We start from the raw sequence: 24,512 nt of genomic DNA on the forward strand, positions 1-24,512 counted from the left end.
AATAGAACGCATGATACGATCCGTATTCATGAGACTTAAGTACGATCAATTGTTCTGAAACCACTTCTTTTTGCTGATCTTCGCGGGTAATGAAAACCTTAGTTTAAAATCGGATCATGTTAAGATCAAAAGCAACGTATTTGTTCTTCCTGGGTATGGTCATCCTCTGCTTTTCCTGTCAGAAGGTTGAATCGGATTCAAGCCATTGGTATAAAGGGAATTTGCACACGCATTCGTATTGGAGCGATGGTGACGATTACCCCGAAATGATCATGGACTGGTACAAGACCCATGGTTACCAGTTTATTGCCCTGAGTGAACACAACACGATCGCCGATCACGAGAAATGGGTGCGCATAGGCCAGGATTCCTTAAAGAAAGTAGCCCTTAATAATTACCGGGGACGATTTGGAGACGACTGGGTCGTGGATCAGCTGGATGAAAATGGATTGGCAATCAAGCTTAAAACGCTGGAGGAATACCGACCTATATTTGAAGAACCGGGTAAATTCCTCATCATCCAGTCCGAAGAAATCACCAACCAGATCGGTGATAAACCACTCCACCTCAATGCGACCAACCTGCGTAATCTGATTGAGCCGCAAGAAGGAGAAAGTGTGGTGGAGATCCTGCAAAAAAGCATTGATGCAGTGCAGCAACAGCGTGAAGAGACCGATCAGCCGATGATTATACATTTGAATCATCCCAACTTTCATTATGCCGTGTCTCTGGAAGATATGATAGCGCTGAAAGGTGAACAGTTTTTTGAAGTGTTTAATGGGCATCACATGGTCCATAATCAGGGAGATTCCACCCACATGGGGACTGAAGAGATGTGGGACCTGGTCAATATTGCATATCTCAAACAAGGGAAACCTCTGCTTTACGCTTTGGGTACTGATGACAGTCATAACTACCACCGCATGGGCCGCCAATGGAGTAATTCCGGCCGGGGATGGGTGATGGTCCATGCCAGTGAATTAACAGCTGAATCCATTATCGCGGCTCTGGAGGCAGGAGATTTTTATGCTTCTACCGGTGTAACCTTCTCCCGGCTTGAGGTGCAGGACGGTACACTCAGCGTTTCTGTTAAAGCCGAACCGGGAGTGCATTATCAGATCCAGTTTATCGGATGCCGGCAGGGAGCAGATCACAGCGAAGTATTCTCAGAGGTTGAAGGAACCAGCGGGTCCTTTACCCTGCAGCCGGATCAGCTGTTTGTGCGGGCTAAAGTCCTCTCGGATAAGCAACATCCCAATCCCATTGAAAACCTGGACTACGAGATGGCCTGGTCCCAACCGGTTACCCATACCAACTGATAATGGGGTCGGCCGGATTTAAATTTTCCTGCCTATATACCGGATAACATGGGCGGGACCCTTATGGTATTCTCCTTCCTGAAGCAGGAGGTCGGTTTCCAGCAGGTAAATGGCTTCCAATGCAGATAACTCGCGCTTCACACTTTCGGTCGAATACAAGAGGTCCTCAGTTCGTGGTCCTCCGGACGAGTAAGCCAGCTGGGTACGCGTAAAGGCTTCCATGAAGAGTTCACCGCCTGCTTTCAATGACCGGATAAGTTTATCGTAAAAAGGAATCCTGACCATCTCTGGTAGATGGACATAGCTCAGGCCGATGGCGTCGTAATGGTGGTCTTTCACAGTGAATTCCTGTATTGATTGTACCGCATACCGGATATGGACTTGTTGCATGGCTGACTGTGCCAGGGCCCGCTGCTGGGCAACAGCACTGAAATCGAATGCTTCGACATCCCATCCCAGCCGGGCGGCATAAATGGCATTCCGCCCCTGGCCCTCCGCAGGAAAGAGGATCCTTCCCGGCGTCCTGGCATCGAGGCAGGTTTTCATCCATATATTAGGGGCCTCCCCGTAGACCAGTTCTTCCTCATTAAATCGATCATTCCAGAAATTTCTTGGGTCCAATTGGTTACAGTTTATTGTATTTATAATGCTTCCTGACCCGGATCATTCGGTCGAGCGGTTCAGAAACCGGTCGAAAGGATACAAAGCCTTAAAAGCACTGGCAGCATGATCCAGAAAGTCTGATGATGTCACCAATTTGTCGGGGCATGAATTGGAAGCAAGAAAGCTTTTCATTTTAAGGAATTCAATCTCCGGATGATCCGCCGGATAGCCTTGAGGGGTGCTTTTAAGCTTCTCACCATCAATGTCGCCGAAATAATGCCTGAAATCCTTGTTTTCAAGGATGGACTTAAACTCTTCGCGGTTGTAATCGATCTCCTGACGGATCGCTTTAAGCCAGCTTGATTCCGGCAGATAGGCGCCGCCCGCCAGCATGGATGCCCCCGGCTCCAGATGGATGTAATAGCCGGCCCTGCTATGGATCTCAGACCGTTTGGCCGCAGAGGATACATGCGCACCCATGGCAATCTTATAGGGTGATTTATCCTTGGAGAAGCGCACGTCCCGGTATATCCTGAAGACGCAATCCTTTGCTTTGAAATGGGCAATGGAAGGATCAAATTGCGCTATCTGCAGGATGAGTGCATCAATAAATTGCTCAAATTCTGCACGGGCAGCTTCATATCGCGGCTTGTTTTCCTGAAACCACTCGCGATTATTGTTGGCTTTCAGGTCTTTAAGAAACCGTAGGGTTGAAGTGGAAATACTTGGCATAGCTAACTCATTTAATGTTTGATTTGAAGCAGTTCATTGCAGTGGTTATAACCATTTAGTCCAGAGGTGCCGTTCCTTACCGGCAAATCCTGCTTTGCGGTAAAGGTTTTGTGCCTGCTGATTGGAATGGTCTACTTCCAGGTGAACAGCCTTTAAGCCATAAAGGGCACACTGATCACTGACGAAGTTGATAATCTCTTTCCCATAACCCTGTCCCCGGAATTCTTCTTTCAGAAACAACTCATCGATGAATGCGTCTTTGCCCAGATACTCAAAACTGAAGCCAAAACAGATGGCCACGTATCCGGCTGATTCACCGTTCATCCTTATGGAGTATAACGTGCCCAGCGCTTCATTGTTGAGCATCTGCAGGATCAGAAGTTCCCTGATTTCGGCATCAAAATGCAGATGCTCCAGGGTGCAGAAAGTTTCCATCATGCCCAGCAGGGTGGGGATATCGCCGGCGGTGGCCACGGTACACTGTATTGGTGCGTTTGGATCCATGGATTTTGAATCGGTGATTGCAGTATTTCCAGAGAATTTGTTGCTCCCTGGAAAAGTAAACATCAAATTTGTTTAAAGATCGTTAATCATGCTTTTTTTCTGGTTGTTCCTGTTAAACTTAACATCTTGCAGTATGCATACCGATTCAAATTCCTTCGACTGGCAGGGCCACCGTGGCTGCAGGGGACATTTCCCGGAAAATTCCATTCCGGCATTTCTCCATGCGCTGGAAACACCGGTCACGACACTGGAGATGGACGCTGCGATCAGCAAGGATGGCCTGGTAATTATTTCACATGAACCCTGGTTCAATCCGGTGATTTGCCGGGGCCCGCAAGGTCAGCAGGAAGGATTGGAATCCATTGCGATCCATGATCTGACCTATGAAGAGATAAAGCAGTACGATTGCGGGTCCTGGGGTAATCCCAGATTTCCGGATCAGCATGCTATATCTACCTACAAGCCTTCTCTGGCTGATGTGGTGGCCGCCGTTCGGGCCTATTGCGATTCGATTAACCGGCCCTACCCCTATTACAACATAGAGATCAAGAGCAGCCCGGAGTGGGATGGTACCTTTACGCCTTCCGTGGAAACGTTTGCTGCAACGCTGGTTTCTGCCTGCCGTGAACTTGGCATCCTGGATCAGACTACGATCCAGTCTTTTGACCTTCGCGCCCTGCGGGAAGTGCATCAGAAGTACCCGGAGGTTAAATTATCACTGCTGGTCGAAGAAACGTTTGAACTGGAATCGTTGCTTGATAAGTTGGAATTTGTTCCTCAGATTCTCAGCCCCTATTTCCCTTTAGTGACTTCCGAATTGGTGTCGGATTGCCATGCACGGAATATGCAGATTGTGCCATGGACGGTGAATGAAATAGCCGATATGAAAGCGCAGCGGGCCCTGGGTGTGGATGGGCTCATCACGGACTACGTAGACCGGATTGCACACATAGATTAGTTTCCGGTTGGAACTGGATCGCCTTTAAGCCTTGAATACAGCCAGGCATCCACGTATTTATCATCCTTCTTTACCGCATGGCGCATCAAGCCTTCACGGATGAAACCTGATTTTTCGAGGACGCGGGCAGAAGCAGGATTATAAGTGTAAACCATGGCCTCCAGCCGTGTCAGTGAGGTATTTTCAAAGATCATTTCACAAAAATCCCGGACGACTTCGGTCATGATACCCCTGGATCGGAAGGGAGCTCCCAGCCAATATCCAAAACCCGATTTGTGGCTGCTAATACCATGTTCGTACATTAATCCAATGCCACCTATTACCCGGTCCTCTTCATCCACGATCATCCAGTTAAAATGAATCTGGTGAGCTTGCTCCAGGTTTCGGTTCAATACCCTGAAATCGTTAGCATCGGAAACGGTATAAGGGTAAGGTATGAGTAGCGTATTGGTATACAGCTCGTTGTCATTCAGGTATTCAACCAGTTGCGATTCATCGCCCTTTCTTATTTCGCGTAAGGCCCAATGCGGATTTTTAAGATGCAGGTAATTCATTGCAAGGAACGCTTTGTACTTGAAAATAATTTTAATCCTGAAATATCTTCACTTCCCGCTGACCAGGTTTGGCGTAGCCACGATACATGCCTGGAGAATTAAAAACCATGGCGATGTTACCCTCAGGGTCCACAGCGATGATACCCCCTTCGCCCCCGGCCTTGCCCACCTTATCGAAGATAACCTCGCGGGCAGCCTCTTTCAGGGATTTATGCTGGTACAACTTAACCGCTGCGATGTCGTGGGCTACCGTATACCGGATGAAATACTCTCCGTGTCCTGTACAGGAGACTGCGCAGCTCATATTGTTGGCGTAGGTGCCGGCACCGATGACAGGTACGTCACCAAACCGGTTGTATCTTTTGTTTGTCATCCCGCCGGTGGAAGTAGCGGCGGCAATATTTCCAAATTGATCCAGTGCTACGGCTCCCACCGTGCCGTGTTTCATTTCCGGGGTCATCGCCTCGGATTTTTGTTCGGCGGCAATGGCATCCTGCAGTGATTTCCAGCGCCGTTCGGTATAAAAATAAGAGGGATCCACTATTTCCAGACCCTGATCGGCGGCAAATTGTTCAGCGCCTTTACCTGAAAGGAATACGTGCTCCGATTTTTCCATGACGGCACGGGCAGCAGCGATAGGGCTTTTAACCTTCGTTAGTCCCCCTACGGCGCCGGCATTCAGATCCCGGCCATCCATAATGGAAGCATCCATTTCATTTTTTCCATCGTGGGTGAAAACAGCACCTTTGCCTGCGTTGAATAGCGGATCGTCCTCCATGGACTGCACAGTAGCAACCACGGCATCCAGGGCTATCCCACCATCCTTCAGTATTTTCTCTCCTGCATCCAGAGCCGCGTTTAATGCCTGCCGGTAGGCCATTTCCATAGAATCGGAAAGGTTCTCCCTCAGGATGACGCCGGCACCACCGTGAATGACCAGCGCATAAGCTGGCTTGCTGGGTTGTTCTTCTTTATATTCCATCTGCTGATTTGAATGTTGTGAAGTACAGGCTGCTAAACATGCCACAATAACAAAAGTCACTGAAAATGCGATCCTCATGTGCATACATCTATTTTGTGCTAAAATACGAAATAGGGTGGTGGTCGTTTAGTGCTCCCCATCGGGTAAGCAACTGCTTCGATTGAGCGAGCGAATCATCCGGATTCCTCCAGATTGCCGTATCTTCACCGGGCTGAATAAATTAAGAAAAGTAATTAGCTGATAGCACATTATGAAAATTCTGATTGTAGGCGGGGGAAATATGGGATTGACTTATGCACGGGCTTTTCTGAGAAGTCATTTGTGCAGCGAAGAAGACCTGATGATACTGGAAAAATCCGAACGGAAACGTGGAGAATTAGCCTCGATGAAAGTAGGACACATCCACCTGGAGCCCGATACCTGCCTTCCTTTTGCCGACCTGATCATCCTTGCCGTGAAACCACAGGATACCAGTGATTTGTTTTCCCAGTTGCAGCCGCATCTGGACTCCGAACAGGTGGTACTCAGCATCATGGCCGGGATCCCTATTGCCGGCATTTCCCATGCTCTGGGTGTTCAGAAGATTATCCGGGCTATGCCCAATTTACCGGCGCAGATCGGGATGGGTATGACCGTATTCACTTCGGCGCCAGCCATCACCCGCATCGAACTGGTTACGGTCCAGAACTTGCTGAACACCACCGGCAAGTCCATTTATGTGGAGAATGAATCCATGATCGACGCTGCAACAGCGATTTCCGGATCAGGCCCTGCGTATGTTTTTTATTTCATGCGATCCATGATGGAAAGCGCTGCTTCGATGGGCTTTTCCACATCCGAATCGGAGCTCCTGGTGAGTCAGACATTCCTGGGAGCCATCGAATTGTATATGAAAAGTGATTTCAGCTGCGCGGAATGGATCCAGAAAGTGGCTTCGCGCGGGGGCACTACCGAGGCGGCATTGGCTTCATTTACAGAACATACTGTAAATACCCACATCGGGATAGGATTGGAGGAAGCACGTCTGCGCGCTGAGGCGCTTGGCAAATCATCTTAAAGCATCTGTGGCGACTTTTTTCCCAGCCTCCTGCAGTATGATCAGGTCGTGGCTGCCTGCACCCGGTGGATGGAAGCAGACCGGTCATTCTTAATGATATGATACCCGTAATAGATACTCAACAGTCCAAGCAATTCCGTGACATACAGCACTTCCACGTAACCCATACGGGTAAAGGAGCCGCCTATGCCGGGCAGTAAAGCACCTACCGCAATGAAAACATTGCCCAGGAAGCGCACGTCATTGCGCGCATCACGGTAATATTTGATGGCGGAATAGATCGCTCCTCCGAACAAGAAAATGAAGGAATACAAATTGATGAAGGGGGAGAAGTAACGGACCCATTGCCAGGTCAATGCCTTGCCACTCAGCCTTCCGTCGGATAAAACGGAGATGTCCACTGGGCTTAAGATGACACAGATGCTGGCAATGACGATCAAACTGGTGAACAGGACAGCCAGAAACCGTGCTGTGCGGGGCTTTAATAACAAATACACGGTGCCCTGGGCTAACGGGAATCCTCCCAGCAAGGCACCGACAATGTACCAATAGGTGACATTCCAGGACATCACCCCAAATAAGGTGTTAATCGACTCAGCGAGGGTGCCCATGCCATAGGTCAAAACGCCCAGCATCCACCACAGCAGGTATTTTGCGGAGGACTTAGTGCGATAATGCTGGTAGATCTGAAGAAAAAAATAAGCGGCAAGGATTGTTGTTCCGATCGGAATGAAATGTACCCAGTGCATGGTCTCTTTTAAGAGACAAAACTAGACCGGTTGTGCCGGACACCCCAAATTTTCCTTGTCAGGGTTTTGTCATATTAAGGCACCGCCGGTATCTGCAACAGTGATTTCGTTTGCGCAGTAAACTGACTGATGCGTTTTTTTTCATTGCGGATGCGATCACCATCAATGGCCCAGATGTGCAGAACGCCCAGGACGCCCAGAGCAGCAAAGATCAGGATGAACCACCACCCAAAAGCCCAAAAGCCAAATGGCGCGAGGATAATCCAGAAGATCAGGGAAATAAAAGTGCCTGAGCCCCACAGTACCGGAGCATAAAATGGCCCGGGCTTGGCTTTGCTGCGGGTAATCCGGTAAGCCAGCGCCAATGGGATGCGGTGAATTAGACTTCCCGGCCAGGTCATCCAGTACCATAAAGATCGCTTTGGTTGCATTGCCGGCGTATTGAGGCTGGCCAGCGCTTGGTTTAACTGGCTCTTTGTCGGCTCATCCATATTGTTTATACGGCTGGCCCAACTACGCTCACATTGATAGGCGTCATTCCTCGTGCTTACATTGGGTAGCACGTGCCAAAAGTTTTCCGGGCGGTCCAGTTGACATAATTGGTTGAAGAGCGGTTCGTCCTCGTCCTTGTTTACATGCAATACCAGTGGCTGCATAGCTTCCTCCACGGTCTGCGTTAATTTGCGTACACCACGTTTGTTTTCAGCATCATCCGCTTCCAGGAAAGACCTGGCTGAAATAGCAGGACCCACTTCAATCATTACTTCCGAACGCCAGCGGCCGGCTTCCACGAAGTTTACGCCGATGGGTACGATCGGGATATCCTGGATGTTTTCGACCTCCATGGCTCCAAATACCATCCGTGCCAGTCCTTTCTGGATCGGACGTAATTTCTTTTCTAGCCGGGTAGTGCCTTCAGCAAACACGGTCACGGCTTTCCCTTCACCAAGCCACCGGTACACCTGAGCGAAGGTAGCGTGATTGTTGCGCAAACTGCTGAATCCATCCCTGAAACGGTAGATCGGAATCTGGTGTGTAGAGTTTAGCAGGAAGTTAACGAATGGATTGACGAAGACATCTCCCCGAACCAGGAAGTACAGGGACCGCGGCAGGAAACAGGCAAGCACACATGCCTCCATAAATGAGCTGGGATGGTTGACAGCCAGCATGACCGGTCCGTCGGCCGGAATAGGCGCCTGAGTGTGCAAATAAATTTTCCTGAAATACAGGCGGAAACCCAAGCGGGCGAAAGGTCTGAGAATAAAATACAACATAACCCTGCTCTGAACGGTCTGACAAAGGTATACATTCCTCACCATCTAGAATGCCTATTGTCCGGATTCTGTACTTTTGCTGCTGTGAAACATCGCTATCTGATCGTCATTGCCGGATGTACCGGGGTAGGCAAGACCCGATTGGCACTCCAGGTGGCAAAACATTTCCGGACTGCCATCGTATCCGCTGACAGTCGTCAGATTTACCGGGAAATGTCGATCGGAGTTGCCAGGCCATCATCCGCAGAACTTGAACTGGTACCTCATTATATGATCGGGTCCCACTCCATACTGCAACCATTTGATGTAGTCCAATACGAGTTAGAAGTGCTGAAAATTCTGGAACAGCTGTACCGGGATCATGATGTAGTCGTTATGGCTGGTGGTACCGGATTGTACCTGAAGGCCGTGCTGGATGGAATGGACCCGCTCCCTCCCAATGACCCGGCCACCCTGGAAACATTGCAGGCATTGTTCAACCTTCAGGGGATAGAACCCTTGCAGGAGGAATTGATGCGCAGGGATCCCAGTGCCGCCAAAGCGATGGATGTCAAGAACCCAAGGCGTCTATTGCGAGCTTTGTGTGTGATGAGGCAGACCGGAAAACCCATCTCGGAATTTTGGCAGGGGGCTCCGGTAAAAAGAACTTTTATTCCCGTTCCAGTCTGGCTGCGCCTGGACCGTCAGGCACTTCATCAGCGGATCAATCAGCGGGTCGGTCAAATGATGGAAGCCGGACTGTTGGGCGAAGTATCCGGGTTAATGCCATTCCGTGGGTCTCAGGCTTTGGAAACGGTAGGTTATCAGGAGTTATTTGAATACCTGGAAGGTAATTCTACACTCGAAGAAGCAGTCGATTGGATTAAAGTGCATACGCGCCAATATGCCAAAAGACAGGAAACCTGGTTCAGGAAATACTTTAAAGGGCCGGATTTTTCTCCTGATGCAACCGCAGAAATCATGGCTTATCTAACTCAAACAATCCAAAACCATGAAAAAATACATTTGGAACCATGATTTAACCCTTGATGAACTCAATAGTTTTTTCAAAAACTCAATGGGTGAACAACTCGGAATGCAGTTTATTGAAATCGGGCCGGACTATCTGAAAGCAACCATGCCGGTGGATCACCGCACCATGCAACCGATGGGCTTCCTGCATGGAGGAGCTTCGGTGGCATTGGCAGAATCGATGGGTAGCGTGGGTGCCTGGTTGGCACATCCCCATGGATCGGAACGGCAGGTTATGGGCCTCGAAATAAATGCCAACCATCTTAAAGCGGTGACCAGGGGAGTTGTCACTGCGGTGGCTTCGCCCATTCGTCAGGGAAGCACCGTACAGGTGTGGAAGATCGATATCTTTGATGATCAGGAAAATCTGGTTTGTACCAGCCGCATTACCACTATGGCATTAAAAACCCGGTAGTTTGCTCATTTTGTTGCATAAAACAGCCCGTTAAGCCGTTATTAAACCATCGTATGCGTCTCAGATCAAAAATCAACCTCTTTCTAGGATTCTGCTGCTTGTACCTTGCAAATCTTGACGGGCAGGCCAACTTCAACATTCAGTTGATCGGACACGTTCAGTACCCCGATTCAGAATTCAGTGACATTTGGGGTTTTACCGGACAGGATGGCCGCGAATATGCAATCATCGGAGCTACCGGTGGAACCCTCATATATGACCTGAGTGATCCGGCCCATCCGGAGGAAGTACAATTCATTCCTGGTGCCAACTCCATCTGGAGAGACTTCAAAAGTTATGGTTCGTATGTGTATGGAATAGCCGACCAGGGTAAGGATGGCCTGCTGATCATTGATATGTCGGGTGCACCTTCAGCCATAACCTGGACCTTCTGGAATGAGAATATTCAGGTAAGGGATGACCAGGGAGCGATCGTCCGGGAAGGAACACTCGATCATTGTCATAATTTATTCATCGATGAACACGGAGTCCTTTACCTGGCCGATTGCGCCAATGTGTACCGCGGGAATATCATTCTCGATATCACCACAAACCCGGGTTCGGCTGCGTTCGTAAATGTTTTTAACACCTCCATTTCGCACGATATCATTGTTCGTAAGGATACGGCCTACAGTTCCGATATCTTCTCGGGGTTTTTCTCTGTTTGGGACCTGAGTGACAAGCAACACCCACTGCTGATAGCCACCCAGCCTACCACCTCTGAGTTCACTCACAATGCCTGGATCAGCGATGATGGTCATTATCTGTTTACCACGGATGAACGTGCTGAGGCTTACGTGGATGCATACGATGTTACTAATGTCCATGACATTCGCTTCCTGGACAAATACCGGCCTCCCAATGCCCGCATCAAACAGGTTATACCACATAATGTACACTATAAGGATGGGTACCTTGTCGTTTCCTATTATACCGACGGGCTAAAGATAATTGATGCCCATCGGCCTGATCTGCTGGTGGAGGTTGGTAGTTATGATACGTATCCTGGTGATGATGGTGGATATCACGGGGATTGGGGTGCTTATCCCTGGTTGCCTTCCGGGTTGATTCTGGTATCCGATATCGAGTCCGGCTTATACATACTGAAGCCGGATTATCGCCGGGCATATTACATTGAAGGACATATCACCGATGCGATGACGGGAGACTTCTTGAATGATGTTCAAATAACCATCTCCGGTGACCGGCTGGATCAGCAGGTGACGGATGCCTCCGGGAAATACCGGTTGGGGTATCCCGAAGGTGATACATTATCGGTTGAGTATTACCGGCCCGGATATGAAATAGTCCAAAGAAAGTTAATTGGCGAACCTGGTACCACCCTCTTGGTTAATATCGCACTGGTACCCAAACAACAGACCGTCTCACGGATCCAGATCGTCGCTGCCCAAACACAGGAAGGTATAGCCGGTGCGACGGTCCTGTATCAGGACAGAGCCCTGGTGGAGACCGTTTTGTCCGGTGAAAATGGATTGACGGAAATCACGCTACCGGTGGGGCATTACGAGATCGTGGCCGGGAAGTGGGGGAACATCACCAGACATATCCAGCTTGAAATTACGGCACTTAATGAGCCATTGGTGATCGAATTGGACCAGGGTATTGCGGATGATTTTTCCGTTGATCTGGGTTGGGAAGTTGAGTCTACAGCTTCTCGTGGAGGATGGGTTCGTGAAGTGCCGGTAGGAACCATATTTAATGGTAAAGATCTTAATCCGCCAGTCGATAGTGATGATCCTGGCGGTGAATGTTACCTCACTGGCAATGGCATAGGACCTGCCGGCGCATTTGACCTGGATGAAGGCTCTTCCTGGCTGAGGTCACCGGCATTCTCGATTAAAGCAGGTCTTTCACCGGCATTATCTTTGAATCTTTGGTACCAGGTTGCATCAGGTACTCCTGGAAATGATACACTAAAGGTCTATCTTGAAAATCAGGCCGGCCAGCTGGTATTACTGGAGGAATATGTGGATCCCTGGGACGGATGGCGTCCTTTCAGATACGATCTCTCGGCCTTTCCCGATGGCAATTATCGCTGTGTCGTTGTTGCAAACGACCTGGCCGGCCAGGGGCTGGGAAACCTGGTAGAAGCGGGCGTAGATAACTTCAGCGTTGAACATGCGATGGTCGTGACCTCCGTGCCTGAAATCTGGATGGCAAGTCTTGACTGGCAGGCCTACCCTAATCCGGTCAGGGATAAACTGGTTATCCGGTACCAGTTACACCATGCTGAGGGACCGGTCGTTTTCCAATTAATGAATATGCAGGGTCAGGTCATCCTGGAGCGACAGGTTTCGGATAATGAAGAGTTATTTCTTCCCGATGTGGTGACCGGGGGAGTTTATTTTGGCGTTTTACTAGGGCCCGGATTTTCTTCACAGGCACGAAAGCTGATTGTTCAGCGTTGATTCGCCACAATTTTTTTAAGAGACCTGTTTACACTTTTAGTAAAACATTCTATATTTGCCTCCGCTTTCACCGGAAGCAGGTGGAAGATTTGCCTTAAAAAGGCCCATTCGTCTATCGGTTAGGACGCCAGATTTTCATTCTGGAAAGAGGGGTTCGATTCCCCTATGGGCTACGAAGGATTGAAGGAGTTGCTGAGAAGTGACTCCTTTTTTGTTGATGGGCCAGGAGAAAGGAAAAGTGCCCATAGGTTGGCTGCGGTTAGCAGCCTCATCGCTAAGGCGATGAATAATCGAAGTTTATCCTGCGATAAAAGAGCAGGGATTCCCCTATGGGCTACGAAGGATTGAAGGAGTTGCTGAGAAGTGACTCCTTTTTTGTTGATGGGCCAGGAGAAAGAAAAAGTGCCCATAGGTTGGCTGCGGTTAGCAGCCTCATCGCTGCGGCGATGAATAATCGAAGTTTATCCTGCGATAAAAGAGCAGGGATTCCCCTATGGGCTACGAAGGATTGAAGGAGTTGCTGAGAAGTGACTCCTTTTTTGTTGATGGGCCAGGAGAAAGGAAAAGTGCCCATAGGTTGGCTGCGGTTAGCAGCCTCATCGCTGAGGCGATGAATAATCGAAGTTTATCCTGCGATAAAAGAGCAGGGATTCCCCTATGGGCTACGAAGGATTGAAGGAGTTGCTGAGAAGTGACTCCTTTTTTGTTGATGGGCCAGGAGAAAGGAAAAGTGCCCATAGGTTGGCTGCGGTTAGCAGCCTCATCGCTAAGGCGATGAATAATCGAAGTTTATCCTGCGATAAAAGAGCAGGGATTCCCCTATGGGCTACGAAGGATTGAAGGAGTTGCTGAGAAGTGACTCCTTTTTTGTTGATGGGCCAGGAGAAAGAAAAAGTGCCCATAGGTTGGCTGCGGTTAGCAGCCTCATCGCTGCGGCGATGAATAATCGAAGTTTATCCTGCGATAAAAGAGCAGGGATTCCCCTATGGGCTGCGAAGGATTGAAGGAGTTGCTAAGAAGTGGCTCCTTTTTTGTTGATGAGCCGGGAGAAAGGAATGGTGCCCATAGGTTGGCTGCGGTTAGCAGCCTCATCGCTGCGGCGATGAATAATCGAAGTATATCCTGCGATAAAAGAGCAGGGATTCCCCTATGGGCTACGAAGGATTGAAGGAGTTGCTGGGAAGTGGCTCCTTTTTTGTTGATGGGCCGGGAGAAAGGAATGGTGCCCATAGGTTGGCTGCGGTTAGCAGCCTCATCGCTGCGGCGATGGCGAATCGAAGTATATCCTGCGATAAAAGAGCAGGGATTCCCTATGGGCTACAAAGGATTGAAGGAGTTGCTGAGAAGTGACTCCTTTTTTGTTGATGGGCCGGGAGCTTTCTTTATTGCATCAGGGTATTATAGGCGCAGAGATCGTTGGTGACAATGAATTCAAACTCCTGCCAGGAAGCCCGGCCATCTGCATTGGTCGCAGGGATCCATCTGGGCATTTCTGATATTGCATTCAGCAAGATGGCATCCACCTCTTTTTGACGCGCGGGTTGAAGGAGGTAAGCCTGATGAACAATCCCATCCGGATCAACCGAGAATCGAATCCTCACCTGAGGTATATCGGTCAACCCGGCCAATTGATCTATGGCTTTTTCCTTCAGGTATTGCTGCATGGCTTCCCTGCCGCCCTGAAATTCCGCATCATGATCCGGAACGATCCGCATGGTAAACTGCATTTCTTTCTGCTCTTTAGACAGGTTATTGTTGGGGTAATAGGTTATGGTCATGACAATATCATCACCGGTTTCACCCTGTTGAAGCAGACGTTTCTGTGCCGGGCTCAAATTGAATCCATCGCCTATTGCATATTTTATTTCATCGTGATGAGTCAAGGCAAGATCCAACCTTACATATGTTTTCACCCAGGATGCGGGATAACCAGGGTGGATGTCCTGGATGGTGCATGCTTCTTTTGCGATTATTTTTTTGACCGATTGATTGATTGGAAGGATGCCATAGGCCGGAGATTGAGTATGGCTGTGAAAGGGAAAGGATAGCATAGCAAAGAATAGAATTAGGTGTCGCATGGATTTTGTTTTTGGATTCATTGCACGAAAATAAACGCATTGGGATGGGCATGCTTTAAAAGAATGTAAACAAGTGTAAATCGATGGTATCCTATCCGTCTTCTTTGGGTTATTCCCTGCCCGGGTCTTCCGTCTTAAAGAGTTTTGCAAAGGCATCGTAGGCCGCTAGATGCAGGATATCACCGTGATTTTGGGCCGGAAAGTATTGGAAAAACAATTGCAGTTGGGGCTTCTCCAGAGACAATTTGTAAAATAAGGTTTGAGCCAGCCGCTCCATTACCGGCCCTTCCTGGCCGACACCGATGTATACGGATTGGTTCTGGAGTTTGGGCTGCAAAGTAAGCTGCAGCAATTTTTCAGCATCCCACCAAAGGCTGGGACTGATAATGATATAGCGATTGAAGCTTTCCGGATTTTTGAAGAGAACCTCCGAGGCCAGCAGACCTCCCAACGATTGACCAATCAGGGTTTTTTCACCATTGACCCGATAATTCTGTTGGATGACGGCCGGTAACTCCCTGGTCAGAAATTCAATAAATGCTTTCGATCCTCCCGAGGTCGGTAATTTAATCCGATCCATTTCCTCTCCGGAAGGGTAAGTGAAATCACGTTGTCGATCTACATTTGCAATTCCAACCACAATGGATTCAGGCATCATCCTGATCCAGGAGAAAGTGCAAAACTGAACCAGGCCGCTGATGTGAATGAAATCTTCGTCTGCAGAGCCGTCCAGAAGATAGATCACCTGATATTGTTTCAGGGTATCGTTGTGATAATTGGCGGGCAGGTAAATATTTACAATGCGATATTCATCCAGGACCTCTGACCGGAATGTAATGGTTTCGCCGATGGAGAAGTGCTCTTTGCGGAGCTGCTGGCCATCTGCCCAGGTAGCATTTACCAATAAGACAATGGCTATGAAAATGGATCTCCAAATTATTCCATTCCGCATGCTTCATTTTTTTGTTTGGTCATTGACTTGGTCTTATTGGGTTCAATGCAAAAACCTATTGCCCACCGGACGCGGTTTTGACCTGAATCGTTTTGTCAAATACATTCACACCTCCCTTTACACCAAAGTCCAGTGTAGTCACCGGATAAGCTATGGAAATATTTTCCTGTTCAAACCGTTTCTTGATGCGCATGATCGCGTCATTCATACCGCGACAGAAGTCGTCGTTGGATTCAAATTTTACCCAATAGCGTAGCATAAAGTCATACGTTGAGTTGCCGATATCGGTGAAATAAAAATCAACACCTTCATCTGGGAGCAGCTCTTCAATATTTTTCACTTCATCCAAAGCCACCGCGCGGACATGAGCGAGGTCGTCTCCATACGAAACACCACTTTTTAAAATGATCCGTCGCTTGCCCCAGGTCGAATAATTGGTGAAAGTTCCACTGTATATGATCTGGTTTGGAACAAAAACTTCCTGGCCGGGTACGGTTTTGATGGATGTGGTGATCCAGCCGACCTCCAGCACGACACCATAGGATCCGTTGATCTCTACCCAGTCACCCACTTTATAGGGGCGCTGGATATCCAGTAGCAGACCGGCAAAAATGTTGGATGCAATGTCCTTAAATGCAAAGCCGGCAATGATCCCGATGACTCCAGCCCCGGTCAATAAGTTTCCCAGGGGTTTTTCTAGCCCAAGTATCTGCATGGCCCAGAAAATACCTGCCAGCAGGATGATGAAGTAGAGCGAGGAACCGATGATATGTTCCAGGTTGAGATTGTTGTTTTTGAATGTTCGGGTATAGATACGGATGCTTAGTCGTTTAGCCCATCTGGCCAGAAAGGTAAACAGCACGATCACCAGTACGGCCATGAATATTTTGGGCATATGATCTAGTATAACCTGTTGAAATTCCTGCCAGGTTTGATCCATATAATTCTTCGTTTGATCCATACGGGATTATTTTATTGGGCTCCCTGATTTTTGTTTTTTATACATCCATTCCAGCAGGAAGCAAAAAAGTATTACCCCTAAAGAAACAATTATTCCGGTAACATTGGAATGCAATTGTTGGAGGACCAGAATGATGAGTGCGACCAGACAAAGTACGGCACCGGAAAGAGGTAAAGATCTGATGGCACTGATCTCTCCGGAACGTTTGTAAGCCACCAGGTTGACGATGCCAAAAATGAGGATAAATCCGATGCTGCCTGCTGTAGAGATGCTTTCCAGTCCCAGCAGATTCACCAGCACCAGGGTAGCTACCCCAGTAATCATTAAGCCTATTGGCTGACCCCACAATTTAGCCAGGCAGTGGTGTGGCAGCTCCCCATCTTCGGCAATTTCATAATTGACCTGACTGCCTCCGTATAGCGATGCATTGATGGCTGAGAAGGTCGATATGAGGGCAGCGATGGTGATGATGGTGAAGCCGATTTGCCCCAGCATGGGCTTGGCAGCTTCTGCCAGTACATAATCCTGAGCCTTGGCGATCCGGTCGAAGGGTAGGGAGCCAACCGTCACTAAAGCAATCACGATGTATAAAACCAAAACAAAGGAGACTGAATAATAATAGGCTCGCGGAATATTCCTGCCGGGGTTGACAATGTCAGGGGCTGCATTGGCTATGAGCTCAAATCCTTCGTAGGCCACAAAGATGACCATGCCGCCGGCAAATAATTTAACCGGGTTTTCCCAACTATGGACGGACAGCTGTTCCAGGTTGGTGTTGCCTGCCAGCCCGTATGCGCCAACGGCCACAAAGCCAATCAAGATGATCAGCTTAATAATGACCGCATACGATTCTATTTTGCCTACAACAGCAATACTGTAATAATTGATCAGGGTAGCGAAAAGAATGATCGCACTCGCATAAATGTGAAAATCGATGTTGGTGTCGGCGGTTATCCTCCACAAATTAGGAGCGTAAGAGCCAAACGCTGAAGCATAGAGTGACAACATGATGATGTAGCTGATCCACAACAGGTTATTGATGGCTCCGCTGAAAATGGACTCACCAAATCCCTCATTCAGGAATTTCACCGTCCCGCCGCGATCCGGATAGCTTAACGAGAGCTTGGTGTAGCTGTATGAGGTGATCAGGGCCAGGATCCCGGCAAATAAGAAAGCAACCGGAGTTCCCCCTTTGGCGATGGAAACAGCCAGTCCCAGCACCGCAAAGATCCCACCGCCGACCATGCCGCCGATGCCGATAGCCATAGCCTCTTTAAGTCCGATCTTTTTTGTTATCACGCGACTGGCTTTGGTACGTAAATAAAATGATCAGGAATAATTAAATGATATTCAAATCATTATGGCCTGATGGGGTGAATTCGTGTCTCCCTAATATAAGGATAACGATTAAATTGTATGGATCCTCAAATCCGATCATTGTTTAATTCCAATGGGCAATCATCTTGCAGCCCAGGTATTTTTTGTGAGCTCAAACCATTCTGTCGGTTCACCATGATAATCAAAACTTTCCCGGAAGGTAAACCCCAATTTGGTAAGTACATTTTTTGAGCTGTAATGGAGGGGATCCACCATCGCCACAATAAAATCCATATTTATGTGCTCAAAGCCGTACTGAATGCATGCTTTTGAAGCTTCAGTAGCATAGCCTTGACCCCAGTGTTTTTGTTTGAAGCGATAGCCCAGGTCATAATAATGCCGTCGGTTGTTAGTTAGTTCTTCCACCAATCTCAATCCTGCCCATCCCAGACACTCAAGCGTTATTTTATCCACGACCGCCCACCGGCCGATTCCATTTTTCTGATATTGTGCCTGGATCATCCGGATCACCTGCTCCATTTCTTCCATGGATTTGACCGGGTTCTTTTCGATCAGTTTATGCACTTCCGGATCGGAATCCATTTCATACAGATCCTCTGCATCGGAATATTCGATCTCCTGTAAAATAAGCCGGGGCGTCTCCGCTTTGATTTTCATTTACTAATAATCTTTACCTTATCAAACATAAACGGATTATCGCTTCGCCTCAATTCGAGTCCGCTGGCAGTGGTCACGTTTTCCAGAATAACCGCTTTGGTCAGGATATAGGGGAATGGTTCCAGATACGAATCATTAGTGCGATCCGGATTAAAATTGGTAAAAATTGCCGGACCCTGATATTTTTCCGGATGATTGGTATCGTCGATGAAGAGATTCTGGATGGTAATCTTTTCCGGCATGTAGCAGGTGTAGCCGAAATCATGCTGTCCGGAGTAGGATCCATTGATTAATGCCGCCTGGACCGGTCGTCCTCCCGCAGGTATGAAAGTGCAATCGCGAATCACAAAACAACCCTGCCACGTACTTCCATAATCGGAACGCAGGTTGATGATGCTGTTACCTCGGATCGTACAATGATCAACCATAAATGTGCCGCTACCGATGGCATTGATGCCCATGTGCCCAAGGATTGAATTCCGGATGGTCGCATTCGCGACGCCTTTGTGCGCATCAAAACGGGAAAATATGCAACTGTCGTAAAGCAGGTTTTTTGAATAATTCGAACCCATGATGCCCCAGAAGGTGCGGTCATCGATGTCGTTGGTTTGCCGGCAGTTGACAAAAGAAACATTCAGGGCACGATTGACGATGATGTCGTAGGTACCCATGGAAACCGGTTTCCCAGCTGAGCCTATGGTTTGGTAGGTCTTATGTCCGGTTAAAATCGTATTACGCACCTGCACATTGACGCATTCGCTGATATGGATAAAACCTCCGTAAGGTGCTCCGTGGTCTCCTTCTCCTTCGATCCGGTGTTCCAGCCCGATCAACTGGACGTTAGAACGACGAATCGCCAGGTTACGGCTGTAGTACGTGTATTTGGATTCGGCTTGATTGGCAATCGTGGTAAAGCTACCTCCCCGGATGATCAGGGGCTGTATATCGATGGGTTGCGCCGAGACATCCGTGATCTGATCAAAATCCCAGAGAATGGGGGCATTCTGATCGACATTGCCATCCGCATCCACCAAAAATATATCCGTTTGGGAAGCACCGTTGTCCTGATTCAATCCGTAGCGGATGTAGTGTTTAACATGTTCATTGGTGACGGAAATCAGACAGGGCCCTGACAGTGCCAGGTCAAGGTGCTGTTGGTCTCTTTTTAACGTGGTCAACCCATCCGGATGGAACGAAGGCAGGCTGGATTCGACGAGAAAAACCGGTGCGTTATGATTTTCCACCCGGGTATCATCGATGATAAATGAAGCTGAGCCAAAATCCGTGTCGGTGCGTATGATGGCTATCCGGGCACTTCCTCCGATGTAATAAACAGCATTGTCTGCTGCCTTAACGGGCAAGGTTAATTCGTTGGCCAGTGCATGCGTCGCGGCGATTGCTGTAAGGTCGTCGGAGTGACCATCCCCTTTAGCGCCAAAATCGCCGTATTCCACCCATCCCCGTCTATTAATCCTCATCCGTTCTTTGGGTGAGATGTTCAGGATCAATAACCCGGCTTCGTCGGTTTTTACAGTCGTTTTACCTTTATTCCAGGTAATGACCACGGAATCTCCCGCGTGATATGCCTGCGCATGGATAGGTAGCGCTATCAATAGGGTAAAGAGGATGAATAAGCAGATTTTCATGACGACTTTAATTCCTGGAGAGGAAAATAAAGAAACTGCAAACGGAAATCAAAAAATGTAAGAATTCACTAATAACACCCCGCGTTATTTTTTAATTCACTGAGCCGGGTTTTAACCGGGATTACTTTACCCTTTTGTTTGCCGAAATGGATTTGACAATGGTTTGTCCTACCATCAGCTGCCTGGAGTCCTTTACCTTGGATAGGGATAATGTATAGGCTTCATGAACCAGTTGCTCCGCAGCCCTTTTCGGAAAGGTGTCCAGGTCGGGCACCAAAATAGACCGGAATTGATTGCCCCCGCCACGAAGGACTTTATTCGGATCTTGTAATGAAGTGCCCCAGTAAAATCCAAAAAGAACATTCATGCTGGTTCTACCTATCGATAGCGTGCAGGCCGTTTGACTCTGCCGGTCCGTGGGGCTCCATCCCAATGCAACGGCATTGTAATTATCGTAGATCAATTCATTGGCGGTCGGACAAAGATCCCAGGCGAAATCACGCAGCCATAAGACCAGGTCTCGTTTGCCGGGGTCGAATGGTTCCAGGAAGGGCAGGAGCAGGTGCACATCTTGTTTAGCCATGTTTGTGTATTAATTCGATGTTGTCACTGGATTAATTTTAGTTGCGTTGTGTCATATTTGTTCATGCATTTCCAATTTTGCCTGCAACAGCAATACTGTAGTAAATGAAAGGGTCTATTGCATGATTTGGGTTGAAAATTAATTAATTATTCGGATAGCCAATTGAAGACTTCGATTCCTTTAAACGAACATGTTAAAATTTTGATCTTGACCAGGAATTCTACTATATTGGAAATCAGTTAAGCTGATTGGCACTACCTTGGCACTACCTTGGCACTACCTTGGCACTACCTTTCAGGATTTGATTACCACTAAATCTTTGAGTTATGAAAAAATTACTTTTATGGGTAATGGCAGTCCTATTGCTTATTACACATGGATGCAAAGTCTCTGAAACTGAACAAGAAATTTTACCCGAACAAGTGGGATTCGAAAAGGTCCCGGAAGTATTGAATGGGGCAACGATAGCCGGATTGAGATTTCCCGATGGAACGATTTCAAATTATGTCACCAGGGGCGAAGTTGCTTTTGATTTTCCGGCAGGTTGGAGATTAATTGACTATAATTTTGGTGAAGGTACCTATTCCTATGTGAAAACATATACGTGTACCAGTAAATGTTCCGGTGGGTGCGATGTGATTTACATTAGTGATAATGTAGGGTGTTCTTCATGTCCAGAAAACGATCCGCAATCATGCACAGGAAAGTGGGGAGCTGACAATGAACAAATCATTGTGCCATTTGCTGATGTTGATAAAGCCTTGCAAGGTGAAAAACTTGTGTTTGTAAATTTTGGAGTTGGAATAAATAAAGTAGATAATGATTCCGAAGTGAAAGAATTGAAACCATTACCAAATTATTTATTAAATATACCGGAAGTACAAGCGCTATACAAAGAATTTATTATGCGGGAAGCGCAAATTTCGTCATTCAATGATGAATTGTTTTCTAGTGATGATAGAATTCTCCAACCGGTAATGGTGAATTTTTTAGGTTTTGGTTGCTATTTAAACATTCCGGTAAAGAAGGAGAATGCCAAATTGGAAACAAGAGACCCTAATTGTAGTTGCTCAAGTGGACAAAGTGGATGTACCCTGGAAGAAATAACCAAGGGATTTATTCATATTGGCTGGAAGTGTACCACTGGAGGATGCACCAGTTGCACAATGGGTAATATTCAATAATAAGAAGAAAGAATAAATTATTTGATAAATCAAGTTCATTCCAGCTATGAACTTGATTTATTTTTTTATTGATATGATGTGTTGTGTGGTTAACCATAAATAAACTATCTGCGCACATTCAACCCAAATCATGCAATAGCATTCGTGACAAGGGACATTTATGCAAGATGAGCAAGTGATTTGCTGAGGAGCCATAGCAAGCTATGGCGTATAGAAGAGATTGGATATGGTTCCAGTAATAGGAGTAGCAGGTGCATATCTTGGATAGTCACGATGTTCTTCAATCCGGGTCGTTAATCTAAAGCAAGCTGTCCGGATTTAATTTGCATAACTAATGAGGTGAACTGATTTTATTCAATAGGCTCCCACAATTCAATTTTATTGCCTTCCGGATCCAGGATATGGATGAATTTACCGTAATCGTAGGTTGCCAGATCATCCACGATGGTTACGCCTTCCTCCTTAAGTGCCGTAACGAGCTCTTCCAGATTTTCGACGCGGTAGTTGATCATGAAATCCTTTTCTGAGGGTGCAAAATAGCCGGTCTTTTCCGGGAATGGGCTCCACACCGTAGAACCTTTTTTGGAAGGGTCTTCCTCGTCGCGCCATTCAAACTGTACCCCATAAGGGTCGGCTTTGAATCCAAGATGGGTTTTATACCATTCTTTCATTTGGTCGGGATCCTTGCATTTAAAAAAGATGCCACCGATACCAGTTACTCTCTTCATTGATGTTGTATTTGTGGTTTGATTGTTCAAGGAGGACCGTAATGCAAATCCGAGTCCGAATGCAATCGCTGCGGAAATAAGCAGGGTTGTTCTTCGAGTCATTTATTAAGCGTTTCCAGCGGTTATGGGGCTTGCTATTAAAGATATCAAAAATGATTTCAGGTTTGTCGGAAGGAAAGTAAATTTTTATAGCGGACCCTGATGGTGTTGGGTGCCAAAAAAGTAGGAGACAAATACTGGAAGCAATAGCTGGATGCTATTCCCAGATTGTGCGCTGCAGGATGTCCTGGTAAGCCAGTTGGATGAGTTGTCTAACGGCCTGTTCCTCGTATACCTGATCAGGCCTGAGTTTGATATGCCGGCCCAGTTTTCCGGTTCCTTCCAGTATTCCGGATGGGTCAGGCAGGGTTGCCCCATAAAAGAAACCGACGTTTACATGTGCACTGTAGACATTGACATAGGCGAATGGAGCATGGTCCACACAGCCCATCGGATAATTATCATGAAAGATACCCTGAACATCCGGGCCGCAGTGATGGATCACCTTAATCCATTTGCTGGCGATAGGCCGTAGTTCGGCAGGTTTCCGGTTCAGCCAGTCCTCCAATTCAATATTCTGAAGGTCTTTACCGGTATATCTGAGTATTTTATTCATGTTAACCTTTTCATATCCTGTAATCCTGATTTGGAAATGGTGTCATACATGGTCATCCTCCCAAATTACATTGGCGATTTTCCAATCCGGGCCGGCTTTTGCGAATTGAAATAGTTTGGTGCCGGAGCCAGTAAAATCATTGCCATTGAGACATCCGCTTTTGGCGTAACGTGAAATACGTTGGGCGATATGATGACTGATCCGGGTTTCATCTGATATTTCCCATTCACTGAATCCGGTCAATGTTCCGTTTGTTAATAATAATTCTCTGGGTTTAAGGAATGCATTGAGGTCAAATATTTCCGTCTGTCCCGAGCTGAATTTAATGATGTTCGCTTCAGGCAGGCAAATGGAATAAATTTCCTGCAATGGAGGAACTTGTTGGTTGGTATTGGTAAAAAGATTAAAAAAACGAGTTGTAAGCTGGTCAATTTTGTATTGATCTGCTGAAATTGAATAAACGGATAATAATTGTTTTTTGACTTCAATTTCCTTTTCAATTTTTAATCCCATTCGCTTGAGTAGCCGGATCGATTTTTCATTGTCCGGCAATGAGATAGCCAGAATTTTATCGATTGTCTGACCATGGAATATGTAATCCATTACTGCCCGGGTGGCTTCCAGGGCATAACCCTGATTGGTGTATGCAGACAGAAAGGCATAACCGACATCATGATGTGGCAGATAATCCCTCTTCATGAATGTAATCATGCCGATGGGATCTTCTTCTCCATGCCTTTTCACAGTCCAGTAATCCGATCCGGCGTCGTTCCTGGCATTTTGAATATAAAGTTGTGCATCCGAAAGTGAATGGACATTACGGTCACCGATGTACCGGATCCATTCCGGCATATTGACCAATTCAAGAATAAATTCCTGATCGGACATATTCAGCAAGCTGAGGTAAAGCCGTTCGGTTTTAATCATGCTCACCAGTAGGTTTTAATATTCAGTGCTTTTTTTCCGATTTGTCTAATGAATTCTTCTGGACTCCCGGAACCAAATAATGATAATTTACGCAAGCCTGACGTGTTTTCATGATAAATTTATGTACAGATACTTATAAATCAGTGGGCAGGATAGTCAATTTTTGTTTTGGGATTG

The 24,512-nt window shown here is 47.2% G+C and carries 24 protein-coding genes and 1 tRNA gene; 8 read left to right on the top strand and 17 right to left on the bottom strand.

Annotation, left to right across the window (positions count from 1 at the left end; genetic code table 11):
* Positions 1-155: 155 nt before the first annotated feature.
* Complete coding sequence (locus tag H6570_03095; GenBank protein ID MCB9318243.1) at positions 156-1,319, top strand: histidinol-phosphatase; 1,164 nt, start codon at positions 156-158, stop codon at positions 1,317-1,319.
* A gap of 18 nt (positions 1,320-1,337) precedes the next feature.
* Here the strand turns inward: H6570_03095 and H6570_03100 are convergent, their stop codons facing one another.
* The 3 genes from H6570_03100 to H6570_03110 are packed head-to-tail and all read right to left on the bottom strand — an operon-like array spanning position 1,338 to position 3,158.
* Positions 1,338-1,940: a class I SAM-dependent methyltransferase gene (locus H6570_03100; protein ID MCB9318244.1), complete on the bottom strand. Its 603-nt coding sequence runs from the start codon at positions 1,938-1,940 to the stop codon at positions 1,338-1,340.
* Between the two features lie 42 nt (positions 1,941-1,982).
* Complete coding sequence (locus H6570_03105; GenBank protein ID MCB9318245.1) at positions 1,983-2,654, bottom strand: DUF2461 domain-containing protein; 672 nt, start codon at positions 2,652-2,654, stop codon at positions 1,983-1,985.
* Positions 2,655-2,699: 45 nt separating this feature from the next.
* A complete protein-coding gene (locus H6570_03110; protein MCB9318246.1) occupies positions 2,700-3,158 on the bottom strand; it encodes a GNAT family N-acetyltransferase in 459 nt (152 codons plus the stop codon).
* A gap of 133 nt (positions 3,159-3,291) precedes the next feature.
* Here H6570_03110 and H6570_03115 point away from each other — a divergent pair, with 133 nt between their 5' ends.
* Entirely contained in the window at positions 3,292-4,116 is an 825-nt protein-coding gene (locus tag H6570_03115) for a glycerophosphodiester phosphodiesterase (GenBank protein MCB9318247.1), read from the top strand.
* On the opposite strand, the gene H6570_03120 is transcribed toward H6570_03115, so the two are convergent.
* Together H6570_03120 and H6570_03125 are read right to left on the bottom strand one after the other, a co-directional pair.
* Positions 4,113-4,670 (bottom strand): GNAT family N-acetyltransferase, encoded by a 558-nt coding sequence (locus H6570_03120; GenBank protein ID MCB9318248.1) that lies wholly within the window; start codon positions 4,668-4,670, stop codon positions 4,113-4,115. The two genes, H6570_03115 and H6570_03120, sit on opposite strands and share 4 nt — an antisense overlap.
* Before the next feature lie 31 nt (positions 4,671-4,701).
* On the bottom strand, positions 4,702-5,736 hold the full coding sequence (locus H6570_03125) for an isoaspartyl peptidase/L-asparaginase (GenBank protein ID MCB9318249.1): 1,035 nt from the start codon (positions 5,734-5,736) through the stop codon (positions 4,702-4,704).
* Between the two features lie 166 nt (positions 5,737-5,902).
* Here H6570_03125 and proC point away from each other — a divergent pair, with 166 nt between their 5' ends.
* The gene (gene proC, locus H6570_03130; protein ID MCB9318250.1) at positions 5,903-6,709 is read left to right on the top strand and encodes a pyrroline-5-carboxylate reductase; all 807 of its coding nucleotides are present in this window, start codon (positions 5,903-5,905) and stop codon (positions 6,707-6,709) included.
* Between the two features lie 41 nt (positions 6,710-6,750).
* Here the strand turns inward: proC and H6570_03135 are convergent, their stop codons facing one another.
* Both H6570_03135 and H6570_03140 read right to left on the bottom strand, forming a co-directional pair.
* Positions 6,751-7,458 (bottom strand): hypothetical protein, encoded by a 708-nt coding sequence (locus H6570_03135; protein MCB9318251.1) that lies wholly within the window; start codon positions 7,456-7,458, stop codon positions 6,751-6,753.
* A 74-nt stretch (positions 7,459-7,532) separates the two neighbouring features.
* A complete protein-coding gene (locus H6570_03140) occupies positions 7,533-8,732 on the bottom strand; it encodes a 1-acyl-sn-glycerol-3-phosphate acyltransferase (protein MCB9318252.1) in 1,200 nt (399 codons plus the stop codon).
* Positions 8,733-8,816: 84 nt separating this feature from the next.
* On the opposite strand from H6570_03140, the gene miaA reads away from it, so the two are divergent.
* From miaA to H6570_03160, 4 genes are all read left to right on the top strand, one after another.
* Complete coding sequence (gene miaA, locus H6570_03145; GenBank protein ID MCB9318253.1) at positions 8,817-9,749, top strand: tRNA (adenosine(37)-N6)-dimethylallyltransferase MiaA; 933 nt, start codon at positions 8,817-8,819, stop codon at positions 9,747-9,749.
* On the top strand, positions 9,724-10,158 hold the full coding sequence (locus H6570_03150; protein MCB9318254.1) for a hotdog fold thioesterase: 435 nt from the start codon (positions 9,724-9,726) through the stop codon (positions 10,156-10,158). The genes miaA and H6570_03150 overlap by 26 nt, the downstream gene beginning before the upstream one ends.
* Before the next feature lie 53 nt (positions 10,159-10,211).
* Positions 10,212-12,626 carry a choice-of-anchor B family protein gene (locus H6570_03155; GenBank protein MCB9318255.1) on the top strand — a complete coding sequence of 805 codons (2,415 nt, stop codon included), beginning with the start codon at positions 10,212-10,214 and terminating at the stop codon, positions 12,624-12,626.
* A gap of 101 nt (positions 12,627-12,727) precedes the next feature.
* Positions 12,728-12,799, top strand: a tRNA-Glu gene (locus tag H6570_03160).
* Positions 12,800-14,008: 1,209 nt separating this feature from the next.
* On the opposite strand, the gene H6570_03165 is transcribed toward H6570_03160, so the two are convergent.
* The 7 genes from H6570_03165 to H6570_03195 all read right to left on the bottom strand — a co-directional run bounded on the left by H6570_03165 (position 14,009) and on the right by H6570_03195 (position 20,841).
* Positions 14,009-14,704 carry a hypothetical protein gene (locus H6570_03165; protein ID MCB9318256.1) on the bottom strand — a complete coding sequence of 232 codons (696 nt, stop codon included), beginning with the start codon at positions 14,702-14,704 and terminating at the stop codon, positions 14,009-14,011.
* Positions 14,705-14,813: 109 nt separating this feature from the next.
* Positions 14,814-15,656, bottom strand: a complete 843-nt coding sequence (locus H6570_03170; GenBank protein ID MCB9318257.1) for an alpha/beta hydrolase — start codon at positions 15,654-15,656, stop codon at positions 14,814-14,816.
* Positions 15,657-15,711: 55 nt separating this feature from the next.
* Positions 15,712-16,617: a mechanosensitive ion channel family protein gene (locus H6570_03175; GenBank protein MCB9318258.1), complete on the bottom strand. Its 906-nt coding sequence runs from the start codon at positions 16,615-16,617 to the stop codon at positions 15,712-15,714.
* 6 nt (positions 16,618-16,623) lie between these two features.
* Complete coding sequence (locus H6570_03180) at positions 16,624-17,913, bottom strand: amino acid permease (protein ID MCB9318259.1); 1,290 nt, start codon at positions 17,911-17,913, stop codon at positions 16,624-16,626.
* Between the two features lie 162 nt (positions 17,914-18,075).
* Positions 18,076-18,612: a GNAT family N-acetyltransferase gene (locus H6570_03185; protein ID MCB9318260.1), complete on the bottom strand. Its 537-nt coding sequence runs from the start codon at positions 18,610-18,612 to the stop codon at positions 18,076-18,078.
* The gene (locus H6570_03190) at positions 18,609-20,258 is read right to left on the bottom strand and encodes a hypothetical protein (protein ID MCB9318261.1); all 1,650 of its coding nucleotides are present in this window, start codon (positions 20,256-20,258) and stop codon (positions 18,609-18,611) included. Before H6570_03190 ends, H6570_03185 begins: the two co-directional genes overlap by 4 nt.
* Positions 20,259-20,379: 121 nt before the next feature.
* A complete protein-coding gene (locus H6570_03195; GenBank protein MCB9318262.1) occupies positions 20,380-20,841 on the bottom strand; it encodes a hypothetical protein in 462 nt (153 codons plus the stop codon).
* Between the two features lie 326 nt (positions 20,842-21,167).
* On the opposite strand from H6570_03195, the gene H6570_03200 reads away from it, so the two are divergent.
* Entirely contained in the window at positions 21,168-22,025 is an 858-nt protein-coding gene (locus H6570_03200; protein ID MCB9318263.1) for a hypothetical protein, read from the top strand.
* Positions 22,026-22,375: 350 nt separating this feature from the next.
* On the opposite strand, the gene H6570_03205 is transcribed toward H6570_03200, so the two are convergent.
* From H6570_03205 to H6570_03215, 3 genes are all read right to left on the bottom strand, one after another.
* Positions 22,376-22,753 (bottom strand): VOC family protein, encoded by a 378-nt coding sequence (locus H6570_03205; GenBank protein MCB9318264.1) that lies wholly within the window; start codon positions 22,751-22,753, stop codon positions 22,376-22,378.
* Positions 22,754-23,009: 256 nt separating this feature from the next.
* Positions 23,010-23,408 (bottom strand): DUF1801 domain-containing protein, encoded by a 399-nt coding sequence (locus H6570_03210; protein ID MCB9318265.1) that lies wholly within the window; start codon positions 23,406-23,408, stop codon positions 23,010-23,012.
* A gap of 42 nt (positions 23,409-23,450) precedes the next feature.
* Positions 23,451-24,335: a GNAT family N-acetyltransferase gene (locus H6570_03215; GenBank protein MCB9318266.1), complete on the bottom strand. Its 885-nt coding sequence runs from the start codon at positions 24,333-24,335 to the stop codon at positions 23,451-23,453.
* Between the last annotated feature and the right edge of the window lie 177 nt (positions 24,336-24,512).

The organism is Lewinellaceae bacterium, assembly GCA_020636135.1.
Classification (GTDB): Bacteria; Bacteroidota; Bacteroidia; order Chitinophagales; family Saprospiraceae; genus JAGQXC01.

Excerpts from the sequence above, each read along its gene's own strand:
- H6570_03095 (MCB9318243.1), top strand. The coding sequence starts at position 156 with ATGGTCATCCTCTGCTTTTCCTGTCAGAAGGTTGAATCGGATTCAAGC.
- H6570_03105 (MCB9318245.1), bottom strand. The coding sequence starts at position 2,654 with ATGCCAAGTATTTCCACTTCAACCCTACGGTTTCTTAAAGACCTGAAA.
- H6570_03110 (MCB9318246.1), bottom strand. The coding sequence starts at position 3,158 with ATGGATCCAAACGCACCAATACAGTGTACCGTGGCCACCGCCGGCGAT.
- H6570_03115 (MCB9318247.1), top strand. The coding sequence starts at position 3,292 with ATGCATACCGATTCAAATTCCTTCGACTGGCAGGGCCACCGTGGCTGC.
- H6570_03120 (MCB9318248.1), bottom strand. The coding sequence starts at position 4,670 with ATGAATTACCTGCATCTTAAAAATCCGCATTGGGCCTTACGCGAAATA.
- H6570_03125 (MCB9318249.1), bottom strand. The coding sequence starts at position 5,736 with ATGCACATGAGGATCGCATTTTCAGTGACTTTTGTTATTGTGGCATGT.
- proC (MCB9318250.1), top strand. The coding sequence starts at position 5,903 with ATGAAAATTCTGATTGTAGGCGGGGGAAATATGGGATTGACTTATGCA.
- H6570_03135 (MCB9318251.1), bottom strand. The coding sequence starts at position 7,458 with ATGCACTGGGTACATTTCATTCCGATCGGAACAACAATCCTTGCCGCT.
- H6570_03140 (MCB9318252.1), bottom strand. The coding sequence starts at position 8,732 with ATGTTGTATTTTATTCTCAGACCTTTCGCCCGCTTGGGTTTCCGCCTG.
- H6570_03150 (MCB9318254.1), top strand. The coding sequence starts at position 9,724 with ATGAAAAAATACATTTGGAACCATGATTTAACCCTTGATGAACTCAAT.
- H6570_03155 (MCB9318255.1), top strand. The coding sequence starts at position 10,212 with ATGCGTCTCAGATCAAAAATCAACCTCTTTCTAGGATTCTGCTGCTTG.
- H6570_03165 (MCB9318256.1), bottom strand. The coding sequence starts at position 14,704 with ATGCGACACCTAATTCTATTCTTTGCTATGCTATCCTTTCCCTTTCAC.
- H6570_03170 (MCB9318257.1), bottom strand. The coding sequence starts at position 15,656 with ATGCGGAATGGAATAATTTGGAGATCCATTTTCATAGCCATTGTCTTA.
- H6570_03175 (MCB9318258.1), bottom strand. The coding sequence starts at position 16,617 with ATGGATCAAACGAAGAATTATATGGATCAAACCTGGCAGGAATTTCAA.
- H6570_03185 (MCB9318260.1), bottom strand. The coding sequence starts at position 18,612 with ATGAAAATCAAAGCGGAGACGCCCCGGCTTATTTTACAGGAGATCGAA.
- H6570_03190 (MCB9318261.1), bottom strand. The coding sequence starts at position 20,258 with ATGAAAATCTGCTTATTCATCCTCTTTACCCTATTGATAGCGCTACCT.
- H6570_03195 (MCB9318262.1), bottom strand. The coding sequence starts at position 20,841 with ATGGCTAAACAAGATGTGCACCTGCTCCTGCCCTTCCTGGAACCATTC.
- H6570_03200 (MCB9318263.1), top strand. The coding sequence starts at position 21,168 with ATGAAAAAATTACTTTTATGGGTAATGGCAGTCCTATTGCTTATTACA.
- H6570_03205 (MCB9318264.1), bottom strand. The coding sequence starts at position 22,753 with ATGAAGAGAGTAACTGGTATCGGTGGCATCTTTTTTAAATGCAAGGAT.
- H6570_03210 (MCB9318265.1), bottom strand. The coding sequence starts at position 23,408 with ATGAATAAAATACTCAGATATACCGGTAAAGACCTTCAGAATATTGAA.
- H6570_03215 (MCB9318266.1), bottom strand. The coding sequence starts at position 24,335 with ATGATTAAAACCGAACGGCTTTACCTCAGCTTGCTGAATATGTCCGAT.